We start from the raw sequence: 13,256 nt of genomic DNA, 5'->3' as shown, positions 1-13,256 counted from the left end.
GAGCTCCTTCGCTATCGACGTCAAATCCATCTAATCGGGATCGATCATGAATAAGTTCATATGCTTCGTTGTCTTGGCCGTTGTTTTCCCCGCCCCTGCCATCGCTCAACCGCCGGGGGCAGCCAACGAGCGTGGTTTCGGACCACGTCGCGTAGGACAACGGAACTCAGCCGCCCAGCAAGAGCGAAAAGTCTCGAGTGCGCTGATTAAATTGCTTCAATACGATGCTGATGAGGACGGGAATCTAACACGTGAAGAATTGTCCGATTCGCGATTGCAAGCCTTATTCACTCGTGCTGACAAGGATTCCGATGACGTCCTGACAAAAGCGGAACTGGTTGCCGTCGTCGGCGGCAATCCAAGCTCCGCGCCAACGCGATCAGCGGGGGAACCAACGCAACGATCCGGATCTCCGGCTGTGACCGATTCGAAAACGTCAACGGTTCCGTTAGCCGTGGTGATTCCCGATCCGCTCCGGGATTCACTTGGGCTGTCGCAGCATCAGCGTGACGAACTCGCTCGCTTACAACTTGAAGTTGATCGCAAGCTAAAGCAAATTCTGAACGCGGAACAACACTCCAAGGCTAAGCAGTGGACTGAGGAGCGATCACGCCAAGCACCAGCTTCGATTCAAGCACGATAGCACTTCGTTGAAACTCGATTTTGAGAATAGTCCGATCACTTTAGCCACGGTTTCGGTGCAATGACCGGGATTAACCTCCGTCGACTGAAGGTAATCATTAGCGTCCCGCGAAACCAAAGTTGTTCAACTTGATTGCGCTCCCGCCTCGCTGTATCTGACGAGATACCAATCCGAACCGATGCGGCTGAAACGCTGTAATTGATGTCGATCCCGTAGGCCTCCGGTGAAGCTATCGGGGATACTATTGCCATCGTGCCACTCGATCCAATCACCACCGTCTTCGCCACCGAGTTGAAAACGCAGGCTCCCTTGCGGTGAACGCTCGATTGCGGCGATCACGGTGTTGGTCCCTTCCAATGGATAAGGGGTGAGTAGTAACAGTACGGAAGGCCGCACCCAGGGATAGGCATTAAAAGGCCCCAGACCCTCAATCTCGCCGTCCGACTGCGGCCAATCTTCGTGAAGCGAAACCGCCAACCGATCGAGTGCTTCCAAGCGACCAGCGGCACGCATGCGCTTTCCGCTCCATGTGATCTGTTGCCAGCCGATGGCTGAAGCACACCAGAGTGCGACCAACCCGGTCGTGACCATGAGTTGCTTCAACGCATAGCGACGTAGTCGGACATGCTGAACTAACATCCAAAAGTTGACCGCCAGAAAAGCGATCACTGCCACGATGAATGCGTTAAAACGCAACGAACCAGCGATGGCGATCATCAGATCTTTCGACTCGCTCCATTGGAACGAGCGAATGCCTCCGGCGGCGATGGTCATCATCGGTTCGGCGTAAGGATCGAGAAGCAGCCATCCGACGAAGATCACCAGCATGATGCACTGCAATCCCACCGGTGCGATGCTCGTCCGAATTCGACTGCTTTTCAATCGAGTGATAGATTGTTCAAGATCGCTTTGAAAAGTTTGCATCAAAACACTACGCCTATTCATTCATTGCCGGTTGGGCATTCGTCCCGGTCTTGTGATTCACCCCCGGCTAACGCCAATCGGCTCATTACCGAATAGCAAACTGACAGGGCGTTTCGGTTGGTCCGATCGTGTGGCCGAAAGTCTCGGCGGCTACCACTACGGCCACGATCGTCAGAGATAAAACGACACAATGCGTTTGAGAGTTCTTCGCTACGGCGTCTGCGATTCGGATGCGTGCGACAGTGCTAAGAGCGCAAACGCGGTGGCGAGATTCTTATCGTTTTCGAACCAGCGACGATTTTGATTACTCCAACTTCCATCCTCGTTTTGCCGTTTGGCAAGTTCTGCAACCAGATCGGCCCGCCAATCGTGGATCGTCCCATCGGCGGCTTTGACGGATTCCATCCCAGTCGCATCGAGGGCCGCCGCGAACGTGTGATAGTAGTAATACAAGCCGGCCGATCCCATTCCCGGATTGCTTGTCACGTCATAGTGGTCGGTGACCCACTGCACGGCCGCTTTGACGCGTGGGTCTTGCTTTGTCAGACCCGCATAGATCATGCTCTTCAAACCCGTGTAGCTCATCGATCCATAGCTGCGCAAACCGCCGTTGGGCGTGTAGCGTTCCTCTGAGGTACTAGGATCAATCTTTTCGAGTGGGATTTCGTAATAGAACCCACCGTCATCCACCTTGTCAGCAAACGGCGTATCGTTGTGCTTGGAATTTAGGTTTTGCGTCCGTGAAATGAATGCCAGCGCCGCTTGAATGGCGGGGTCGCTGCTGCTGGTCTCCATTCGGTGCAGCGCCTCAATCAAGTACCCAGTATTGGACAGGTCTGGGCGTCCGCTGCCTCCGTAACTTGCGCCACCATACCAAGGGTCCGAAGGGTCTCGCTCAGCTTTTCCGTATTGCACGCCAGTGACGAAGTCCTTGGCATTTTTTAGGACCGTGTTGTACTTGCCGTCCCCGTTCGCTTCCGAGAACGCTACCATCGCGACGCAGGTCTCGTAGTTCTTCAAACGCCCGTTGCCGTAGATACCTCCGTCGGGACGCACAAATCCTTCCAGCGCTTTAAGCCCCTTGGCGACCATCGGGTCACTGCGATCACGTCCGTTTTGCAAGGCCGCGGTGACCACCAGCGCGGTGACACCGGGACCGACTCGCGACGAGAACATCCCATTCTCGTCCTGCCCTTCTTTTGCAAGATACTGAAATCCTTTGTTGACGATTGCTTTGCGTTTCGATTCTGTCGGACTCGCCGTATCTCCGCTATTGTCCTGTGCCAATGCAATCCCTGGGAGCATGCTTACAACACCAAGGAGGACAATAATCCGCCGTGAGCGATGAAATTTCCGTCGTCGAATCATGAAGGGCATTCCTGCAAGTCTTGAAAACGCAATGAAACACTGCTTTTTATCGAAAGGTCCGTGCCACTTTGCACGTCTCTTTGGGACAGATGCAGACCTTGTTCCAAACCGACGGAATACATCGAAGTCGGCTCGGATTCGGTCAAATCGTAATCGACCAGAATGCCGGAAATCCGCGAAGAACACGGATCACTTCGGTGCAATGACTGCATTGCAACTCTGAAAGAACTTCCCCAACTCTAGATTTAGATGCTCGGTGGCGGCCCAACCATTTCGACCCTATGACTCGCGGGGGATAAGAACGCTACGCGAGGGCCACGTTTCCTTGAGGGTCGGCGTACCCCGAATTACGCACCCGCGGCGCTGGCCATTCCGTAGGCCAGCAAGGTTTCTTGCAAAGCCGCTTCACCTGCGGAATCAAGTGGCGTCATGGGCAGTCGCAGGTCACCACTATCACGGCCGACCATCCGCATCGCGGCTTTGACCGGGATCGGGTTGGTTGCCAAGCCCAGCATTTTCGAACAGAGCGCGAACAACTGGTGGTGCATGCGCTGTGCTTCTGCGAAGTCACCTTCGGTAGCAGCCGTCACCAATTTGATCATATCGGACGGCACCAAGTTTCCGGCAACAGAAATGACACCTTCGGCGCCGACGCTCATCATCGGAAGGGTCAAGGAATCATCGCCGCTGAGGACCGTCAAATCCGTTGTCCCCACGATTGCCGAGCATTGGTCTAGCTTTCCAGTGGCCTCTTTGACCATCGTGATTCCAGGAAGATCGCTCAAACGCTGGATGGTCGAAACATCGATCTCTTTTCCCGTTCGGCCGGGGATGTTGTAGACACAAACGGGGATATCGACCGCTTCGGCGACGGCTTTGAAGTGTTGAAAGAAGCCTTCTTGAGTCGGCTTGTTGTAATAGGGCGCCACTTGAAGCGTCGCATCGGCACCTTCCTTGGCCGCTCGCTGCGTCAATCGCAATGCTTCGGCGGTGCTGTTGCTACCCGTTCCCGCCATCACTTTGGCCCGCCCGGCGACACACTGAATCGTCTCGCTGATCACACGCTCGTGTTCGTCGTGCGTCAAGGTCGGCGATTCGCCGGTGGTTCCGACCGGCACCAAGCAACGGGTGCCGGCTTCGATCTGGAACTCGATTTGTTCTTTCAAACGACCGTAGTCAACTTCACCGTCTTTGAACGGTGTCACTATGGCGACGGACAGGCCGGCAAAATCAGATCCACGCCGAGCGGTCATTTAGAAACCTTTGAGTTGATTGAAAGTTTGTGTGCGTTTTCGATTGCCGTAGGTTAACGGGCATCGTCCAGATCAACAATCACCGAGCCGCCGCATTCGCAAAACAGTGGCTATCAGCGGCAATGTGACCACGATCACGATCCCTGCGACGGCAGCGTAAATTGCGGGGAGTTTCCACCATGGTCGGTATTCAAACGTGACTTCCCAGTCGCCGGCAGGAACAAAAACCGCCTGGTTGAGAAAACTTGACGGCAGGACTGGGGTCAAGCGGGGCGACCCTTCCCCGGCGGGTTTCAGTTCCGCCTGCCAGTTTCCGTCTTGGAAGACACTTCGGACCAATAAGCACCCCAATTCGCTGTGGACGGCGAAGCGATCACGCGCTCGTTGGCTAAGGCGACACTTCATAGAGCGTTCAGGTTCACGAGAGACCACGTCTTCTTCGGTGTCACGTTTAGAATCACCGATGGCGACAAACGGTATGTCAGGAACAACCGATTGGGAAAGCGATTCGATGATCGCTCGCATGTTTGTCGCAGGTTTCCATTGGGTCGTCACGCGGGCGAAGGCTGCGTCGTTGATTTTGCGTCGCTCCACATGCGCGAACGCCATCCCATCCGAGGCAACGGCCTTCGTGCCATCGACGTGAGAAACCATGTCGACCCCCAGCCACCGCCGGATTGACTTCCAAAGTTCGGCTCGTTGCGTTGGGGGCATCGTCGCTTCCGCGCGAGTGACTTCGTTCCAAAAGTCAGCCCAAGCTCGACTTCGAATCGAAACCATGCTGTTGAGCACCGCTTGTTGCTCGGCAAGATGCCAGCGACCAAACCAAGCGACACGTTCGCTCGCGGCGACTTGAAGCGGTCGATCGGGAGAATCCGATCGTCGCCACCGCTCCGGCCAGGCACCGTTCTGCGTTCGCAGGGTACGCGTTGCCCGGAAGGTTTCGGGGGCAATGCGATTCGCTATCGATCGCTCTTGCCGAATCGACACGGTCGGCAGTAGACCGTGGCCGCTGACAAAACAATCAATCGCCAACACAGCCACCAGCAATGCACCTGCCCGCTTCGACCACCTAGAATCAGATGGTGTCTTGGCATCATTTCGTTGCTGCCACCGGCGGATGGCAAACACCGTGATCAACATCAACATCGACCAAAGAAACGATGCCCGCATCAGCGAAAACGCTTGCGGCAAATTAAGTGGCCCCCAATATTCATCCCGTGGTACGGGGGTTCGGTGTGAAAGCAGATTGTGATCCCAGTACGTGCGGACGACATGGACGATCGCGGCAAGGATTAGGAATAGACCCGCCAGCGCCAACAATCGCGTCTGTTCACGTGCGTTTGGCTTGGTCGTCAGCCAACGCCCGGCAATCATAGCCGCACCGATCGAGAACATCGGTAGCCATTTCGCAGGATACCGAAAGCTGTCGTAGCCCGGAACGGTTTGATTGAGAACCCAGTACAAGCCACCGATACTGCTGTCCGCGTCGGGAAAGACTCCGGGAACTTGTTGGACTAACCAAATCAATCCGAAATGCCCCATGCACAACAGGAACGAGCAGACGACCAACCAACCGAAAAAATCAGCGCGGCGAGCGCATTCCCGGCGTCGATAGAATAGCAACGAAACGCCAACCAGCACTCCGGCATAGATCGTCGGGGTCCACATGCGGCCATCACCGGGAATTAACTTCGAAATGCGTCGGTTGATCGGAAATGGATGCCCAAAGGGTCGGGGGGAAAGCGTTTCGACGATGTGCCAGGGCGCGATGGAAAAATCATAGATGTCGTTTCGTTGATGTGATTGGCTGGTTCGGTCGCTTTGACGGCTCCAATCAATCGAAGCGGCAACTTGCGGAGCCGCCAGCAGGATTGCGATCACGCTCGACGAAGTGATTACGAGGGAGCGATGCCACAAATGACTTCGCCACTGAACGTGGAAAGAATCGACCTCCGGCTGACGCCATCGTTGGTAGGTCGATGCGACCGTTGCCGCAATCACAACCAACACACAATGAAGCGCCGATTGTGGATCGCCCCCCAGCACCATCATCGCCATCGAAACGCCGCCAAGGCTTACGTCGAACAACCCGGCGATAAAGGGAGAAGATGGCCGATGTGTGCTTTCATGGTTTCTGCCCAGCAACGCCGAGAGCGCGAACGGCAGGTACGCCGCACCAACCAAAAACGGCGGATTGCAGCACAATGACAAGACACTTCCGGAAAGCGGATAGGCGATCGCTGCGGTGACGATACCAAGCCCCGATAGTCCGTATCGGCGACCCAGCCACGCGGCCCCCGCGCCGGCTAGGAGTAGGTGGAACACCAGATACAGGTTAAGCGATAACTCTGCCGAGAACGGCAACGCGTAAATCGCATAACGGACCGGATAAAGCACCGCCGTGGATGATTCACCGATTAGCGGCAAGCCGGTTTGATCGAGCGGATTCCATAGTGGCATCCATTCCGATTGAGTTCGCCGGGCGACGTAGTCATAAAGCGGAAGATAGAAGTGGCTCGCATCACGAAACGCGATCCGACGTCCGCTAAGCAGCGGGAACACGGTCGCCAGAATGACAATACCGACGAAGCCGAATCCCACGATTCGGGACTTCACGTGACAAGACCCTTTGTGACCGTCATAAACACATCCTCCAACGTCGGTGCGCGATCATTGAAGCTGCGTAACCGAACGCCTTCGGCGATCATCGTCTCCATGATCTCCGCCAATCCCTCATCGTCCGTTTCCAATTCGGCAAGAACAAACGTCGGTGCTTCTTCGATTGCCCGAAGGTGGGGGCTACTGCGGAGAATTGACAACCCGGCTTCTTTGCCTTTGATGAATTGAATTTCGACGTGTCGGTTGCGACGAATCTGCCGATACACTTGATCGATCGGTCCGCTCATCAACAATTGACCACGTTCGATGATGCCGATCGAAGTACAGCAATCAGCAAGCTCGGTCAGGATGTGGCTACTGATGAGGATTGTCTTGCCCATCCGTCGGAGTTCTTTCAGTAGTTCTTTGACTTCGACGCGAGCACGAGGATCCAAACCGCTGGCTGGCTCGTCCAAGATCAGCACGGGCGGGTCGTGTACCAACGTTTTGGCAAGACAAAGCCGCTGCTTCATACCTCGCGACAGGCCGTTGACGAAGTCGTCGCGTTTGTGCGTCAAGTCGAGTAGTTCGAGGACGTTATCGATGATCTGCTTCCGGTCTTTCCTGCCGATTCGATAGGCCACCGCGAAGAAGTCCAAAAATTCCCACACGCGCATGCCGTCGTAAACACCGAAGTTGTCGGGCATGTATCCGACCGCTTGTCGCACACCAACCGGGTCCGCCATGACATCGCAACCGGCGACTTCGCCCTGCCCACGTGACGCCCGCAGCAACGTCGCGAGGAATCGAATCGTCGTGCTCTTCCCGGCACCGTTGGGACCGATAAAGCCAAACGTCTCTCCGGCATCGATATGCAAGTCCAACGATTGTACCGCCGTGAAGTCGCCGTAGTCTTTGCCAAATCCAGTGAGTGTGATCATCGAAGTCGGGCGTCGTTAGTTGGAAGAGCTTGATGAGGGATCGTTATCGGAAGTCGTCGATGCCGGGGCTTCAGCGGCGTCATCGGGTTTGATCGATCGAGTGAATGCGGAAACCAAGTTCGCATCCGGCTCGCTGCGAGGAAATGGCGGTTGTTCGAGATGGACCAGCATCACCGTTTGGGCGGAGTGTTGACTCGCATTCGGCGTGATCTCCAGTCCGTCGATGCGACCGTCGATCCGACAGATCAATCGAGTCGAATCTTGAGGGATCGCGGTTGCCGCTGTCAATTGTGACATCAATTGCTGAAGGCCCATCGGTAAATCTTCCGAAATAGATGTCCGCCGCGCGTCGCGAAATTCAGGAGGCTGGGCTTCACCCGGGCCGAGTGTGCCGACGACGGCTAGTTCAATCTCGTCATCCGGGCCTCGCCGGGCCACGATTACATCAAGCAATTCCCAGTCGGTTTGGTTAGTGACCAAGCCGTCCGACTCTAGCCGGATCTCGCCTCCCATATCAACCATTTCTTCGGAGTGCACGAAACGCATCCGATTACTCGCGACAGCGAAATCGACGAGTGCGGGCCCTTCTTCGAATGAGACGTGGAATTCCGGCTGTACGGTGGTGTCGGGGTTTGCCTCATCGATCAACGGCATCGCGACCCCATCGGCCGTACGAAACTGAAGTTTGTAACGGCTACTCAGCGAGTTGTAGACTCCCATCAAACGCGTCAGGTGGGCGCGCGGGTATCCCGCATGCGCTTCGACGAATGCCAATTCGGTGTTGCTACGTGCGAAGCCGATATCAAGTCTTGCTTGTCGTGCCGCCCAGACGGCGCCGATCACCGCGATCAATGGTACCGCAAACCATGCGTATTCCAGTCGATTCATCAAACGAAAGACGATGTAGTTAACCGGAACAAGAATGACGAGGTAAATCAATAATGATCGGACCACAAGAGATGAATCTGGAATCTCGATTCCAGCTTGGCTGGTCAATGTCTCCCGTAACACCTGCATCAAGTCGCTATCGTCATTCCAAGATGCGATGCCACCGAGGGGGTGGATTCGATGCTGTTGGTCAAAGACACTGCCCGGCGTTTTGGTTTCGCCATCGACTTGAACTCGCGGCAAAATTGCGTCACGACTGGCTAGACGAAACTGCGTGTTGGCGGCCGCATCGGCTGTGATGCTCGTGTCGACAAACGCGAGCTGCAGGTCTTCGGGAAAAATTTCTTCTGGTTGTGTGGGCGCATCGCCCAGACCGGGAATCGCCTGTGAAAAGTCAGAGACGACGAAGGCTCTGGCAGGCCGATTTAGAATCACGCTGTTGACGAAGCTGTCGTAAGATTCCCAGTCCTGCAACCAACTTTCGGTCAAGTCGAACCTCGGTTGAACAACGGCGCCGCGTCCGAAGCGTTTTCGAAGCACCAGTGATTCGGTTCCGTCGATTGATTCGGAACCGCTATTAAGTCGACCATCGATTGCGACGCGGCTTGACTCTTGCAGCAGCAGGTTTCGTTGTTTGGCGAGACTCAAATCATCTTTGACAGAATGATTCGACAACATTGTCGCGGCGGCGTTCCCGTCAAGCTCGATATTGCTCGTCGGTTCGAGCGGTAACAGTTCCAGCAAAGCGGTGTTGGCAACGGCATCACTGGCCGCTGGACCGTTGACAATCAATCGGCCGCCGAAACGCACCCAGTCCGCCAGCGCTGATTGTTGTAGCGGGGTCAGCGAGTCTTCGGAGACATCGTCCCAGAAAACGGCCGCAATGCTGGTCATATCGAGCATCGTCTCGGGCAGTGGCAGGATTCCCCCGTCGACCTTCGGGACGACGACCCGATAATTGTTCGCTTGGACCTCCATGTCCAGAGTTCCCGACTTAAAGCTCGCCCAATTCGAGGTCTGAAATCGTGTGAAACGGGCGGGACGCGATGTAAGCACGACAAAGAAATACTCGCTACCGGACATCGCCACAAATGGTTGCCCGCCCGCATCGAGCACACCGCCACTGCGAGGCACCATACGACTGGACAGGCTGATGCGACGTGTTTCATTCTGGCTTGGCAAGGGGACGTGAAACCTAAAGTCGAATCCACGCATTTGACCACGAGGCAGCACGACCGGACGAACGGTCTTGATCGATTCCAGCGTACCGACCTGATTCATGTTCCGATCGCGCAGCACCGTCGTGGCCTGGGAAAACAATTCGCCACGACTATCATTCTGATTGCTGCGAATCGATTGTTCGGCACTCATCCAATGCCCCGGTTTCATCGCCCCAAAGGTTGAGTTCTGGTCGTCCGGGTAGCCGATCAATTTCCCAACGGTGTACGCTTCCTTGGCGGCCTGTTCCCCGTTGGCGCCCGGATCGCTTGGCCCACGACGGCAGCCTTCGCAACCGACGATCAAGGGGATGGTTAATAGCAGGTAGAGAAAGAACGCGTGTCGCGGCATTCGAAACGTCGGTCGCGAGTGAGAAAGGACAATAGTAGCGGTCGCAGTGAAAACGATCACGCCAAACGGTCAACCAGGATTCATCACCAAGAGTTGTTGCGGTTCACTTTGGCGCTGAGCCAACTGGGGGCTCCCAGAATGAACTTTCTGTGTGACCGCCCAGTGTGGAGAGAAGCCTTGTCTGAGTGATCGCCCAGCGCGAGTGAAAGCCTTCGAGTGTCATGGTCGAACAATACAAAGCTTCCAATCAGCGAGAACGGCGTTTGCAGCGTCATCGTGCGATGTCAGGCTATTGTATGCCAGCGCGGCACGTCGGGGGGAGCAGTCGAAATCAATTTCCTAGGATTCGACTTTTCAACCGGCCTGTGTGTGACGGTGATCAATCAGACGAGTCGCCAGAATTGAGATTGCGAACGAGGACTCGTTGCATTTGCCGCGATCGTTTCTCGATCAGGGACCGACTCGTATCGGCCGATGAGTCGCCGCGGAATACCGATACCAAACACGGCGCGGAATCAGCGTTCGAGCGGGGACCGAGCGAAAGTTATCGCCGTCCAGCTGCCGAGCCACCACGGAGGCTGATACAATGGCGACGCGCCGTGTAACGACGACTGTGACTTAACCAACGAAGGATGATCATTTCGGCTGATGTACATCTTTGAGAATCCTGTTTTGCAGCGTGAGCTACTCGTCAACTTGCGCACCAAGCGAGCATTCGTTCTGTTGGCTCTCTACCAGTTGTTGCTCGCTGCGGTCGTGATCGCCGCGTGGCCGAGCGACGAACGCTTGGATTTGACGTCTAGCCCACCGTCGGCGACAAAGTTGGTGAATCTATTTTTTCTTGGGCAATACGTCATCGCTTCGCTGATGGCACCTAGCTTTGCAGCCGGAACGATCGCCGGCGAGAAAGAACGCAAGACCTACGAAATGCTACTGGCCAGTCCGATGCGACCGGGGGCGATCGTCCTCGGCAAGATGGTCGCCTCGTTGACTCATTTGGGAATGCTGATCATCGGGTCGCTCCCCATCATCGTGTTGTGTCTCCCACTCGGTGGTGTGCACGTTTACGAGGTCCTGGCCGCTTACCTAGGCTTGATTATTTCGGTGATTCTCTTTGGTGCCATCGGGGTGATGTGCAGCAGCTACTTCCCGCGGACCAGTAGCGCGCTTGTGGTCAGTTACCTCGTGATTTTGCCATTGGTGATCGGAGCATGTGTGTTTTGGGCGACGCTGGGCACGGAAGGTTATCTGCGTCTAAAGCTAGCCACCGTGGTCGTTCCCGCGTTTGGCTTGACTGCCGTTATCCTGATGGGTGCCGCCGCGGCAGGGCGGATGCTCTATCCTCCGGATGTCGGGAGCGAAGGCAAGGAGGTCATCGACCTTGAAAAGGAGGCCGAGGAGGCCGTCGGACTGGTTATCCAACCCGATCAATTTCCGGACCGGTTGTTCGCGCCGCCCAAAAAGAACGAGATGATGGCCGATGGGGCCAATCCGGTTTACGACAAAGAACTGCACAGCGAAATCTTCAGCCAAGGCACGCTGATGTTACGGCTGGTCATTCAGATCAGCATTTTGCTGGCGATCCCGATGATGGGATACTTCTTGTTCTTTCAACAACATCAAGCTCCCTGGTTCTGCGTCTATGTGATTGTCTTTAACATGCTTGTCGGCCCTTCGTTTCTTGCTGGCAGCATCACCAGTGAACGTGAGCGTCAAACACTTGACCTGTTGTTGACGACGCCACTTTCGCCACTGCAGATCCTCTGGGGAAAATTTGTCGTACGGTTCCGAATCTCCATCGTGCTGACGGGATTCCTACTCTGGCCGTTAATTTTGGGAGCGTCCCTGAATACGGCGTTCTGGTCAAACTTGATCACCGTCGCATTGATGTTCTTGATCGTTGCCACAGTTTGCTTGGTCAACTGCGTGGTGGCACTGACCTGTTCCATGTTCGCCCGTAAGACATCAATCGCACTGTTGACAACGTACGCCTTGCTATTGTTGCTATACGTTGTTCCGCCGGCGCTTTCGATCGTCGCGAGAATGCTGGACATGCCACCGAGCACGGTTGCCAATGTCGACTGGACCGGGATTGCGAGTCCGTTCTCGGCGCTTTTCTGGCTGCCGTTAAACGAAGACCTCGTGCCGAACAATCAACAGATCAATGACGGATTCATGATCGGCGTGATCGGCTACTTCGCGTTCAGTATCATCTTCGTGATCGTCGCCACCGCCGCGATGCTCTTACGACTGCGGGGGCGTAAGGGGCTTTCCGACGGTTGAAACAAAGGCTCATCGCCGGTGATCCGCGAAGGACCAATCAATGGCGATAAAAACGGTATCCGCCACGCGGGTGATGATAATAGTGTGGTCGAGGGTAATGTCGCAGCACGCGTTCCTCGATGATCACCGGTGCAGGTCGGGTGTAGTGTCGCTCGATGACAACGGGCGTTTGCGGGGCTGGCTGCGCCAGTTGGACTGGCGCAGGATTTGAGCCTGCCGCTTGAAGCTGTGTGATCACATTTTCGCTGACGCCTTGCTGGTGCAGGGCAATAATGTCGTTGACCGCAACCTTCCCGACAAAGCCACGCTGTCGAACTTGGTTAATGATGACCTGATCACTCAGCCCCGAACGGCTCATGCTGATCACGTCCTGTAAGGTGACCGCCGACTGCATCACGATCGCTTGTTGTTGTGCCGCGGCTTGCTGCTGATGAGCGTGGTAGTACGCCGCACGTTGGCGAGCCAAATCGGCTTCTTTATCCGAAGCGTTGCCAAGAATGCCACCGGCGACTGCGCCAACCACACCACCGATCGCGGCGCCCGCTCCGGCTTCGTCGTTGTGGTCCCCAATAATGCCTCCGGCGATCGCACCGGCGATTCCGCCCAAAGCGACCCCACGTTGTTGGTTGGCCTGCCCAAACGCCGACGGCAAAGAAGCGAGGCAGATCCCCGCAGCTAGAACAACTCGTTGGAAGGCATTCATCGGACTGGTTCTCTTGTCAAAAACGGAAAGTTTCGCTCAAGTCGTCTGGTACCAAATCCGCATCACAGACGTCAATTGACATC

The 13,256-nt window shown here is 55.6% G+C and carries 9 protein-coding genes; 2 read left to right on the top strand and 7 right to left on the bottom strand.

Features of this window, described 5'->3' with window-relative positions:
* Positions 1-46: 46 nt before the first annotated feature.
* Positions 47-643 (top strand): EF-hand domain-containing protein, encoded by a 597-nt coding sequence (locus tag FYC48_RS11240; RefSeq protein ID WP_149496802.1) that lies wholly within the window; start codon positions 47-49, stop codon positions 641-643.
* Positions 644-766: 123 nt separating this feature from the next.
* On the opposite strand, the gene FYC48_RS11235 is transcribed toward FYC48_RS11240, so the two are convergent.
* From FYC48_RS11235 to FYC48_RS11210, 6 genes are all read right to left on the bottom strand, one after another.
* Positions 767-1,567, bottom strand: a complete 801-nt coding sequence (locus tag FYC48_RS11235) for a hypothetical protein (RefSeq protein WP_149496801.1) — start codon at positions 1,565-1,567, stop codon at positions 767-769.
* A 210-nt stretch (positions 1,568-1,777) separates the two neighbouring features.
* Positions 1,778-2,872, bottom strand: a complete 1,095-nt coding sequence (locus tag FYC48_RS11230; RefSeq protein ID WP_235034200.1) for a prenyltransferase/squalene oxidase repeat-containing protein — start codon at positions 2,870-2,872, stop codon at positions 1,778-1,780.
* 410 nt (positions 2,873-3,282) lie between these two features.
* Positions 3,283-4,188, bottom strand: a complete 906-nt coding sequence (gene dapA / locus FYC48_RS11225; protein ID WP_149496799.1) for a 4-hydroxy-tetrahydrodipicolinate synthase — start codon at positions 4,186-4,188, stop codon at positions 3,283-3,285.
* A 72-nt stretch (positions 4,189-4,260) separates the two neighbouring features.
* Complete coding sequence (locus tag FYC48_RS11220; RefSeq protein WP_149496798.1) at positions 4,261-6,807, bottom strand: YfhO family protein; 2,547 nt, start codon at positions 6,805-6,807, stop codon at positions 4,261-4,263.
* Positions 6,804-7,730, bottom strand: coding sequence for an ABC transporter ATP-binding protein (locus tag FYC48_RS11215; RefSeq protein WP_149496797.1), 927 nt, complete (start codon positions 7,728-7,730; stop codon positions 6,804-6,806). Before FYC48_RS11215 ends, FYC48_RS11220 begins: the two co-directional genes overlap by 4 nt.
* A gap of 15 nt (positions 7,731-7,745) precedes the next feature.
* A complete protein-coding gene (locus tag FYC48_RS11210) occupies positions 7,746-10,187 on the bottom strand; it encodes a hypothetical protein (protein WP_149496796.1) in 2,442 nt (813 codons plus the stop codon).
* 648 nt (positions 10,188-10,835) lie between these two features.
* Between FYC48_RS11210 and FYC48_RS11205 the strand changes: the two genes are divergently transcribed.
* Positions 10,836-12,470 (top strand): ABC transporter permease, encoded by a 1,635-nt coding sequence (locus tag FYC48_RS11205; RefSeq protein WP_149496795.1) that lies wholly within the window; start codon positions 10,836-10,838, stop codon positions 12,468-12,470.
* Positions 12,471-12,507: 37 nt separating this feature from the next.
* Here the strand turns inward: FYC48_RS11205 and FYC48_RS11200 are convergent, their stop codons facing one another.
* On the bottom strand, positions 12,508-13,173 hold the full coding sequence (locus FYC48_RS11200; RefSeq protein ID WP_149496794.1) for a glycine zipper domain-containing protein: 666 nt from the start codon (positions 13,171-13,173) through the stop codon (positions 12,508-12,510).
* Positions 13,174-13,256: the final 83 nt, after the last annotated feature.

This window comes from Roseiconus lacunae (assembly GCF_008312935.1).
GTDB classification, from domain to species: Bacteria; Planctomycetota; Planctomycetia; order Pirellulales; family Pirellulaceae; genus Stieleria; species Stieleria lacunae.
The sequence above is the reverse complement of the archived record's forward strand: the minus strand, read 5'-3'. Positions and strand labels throughout refer to the sequence as shown.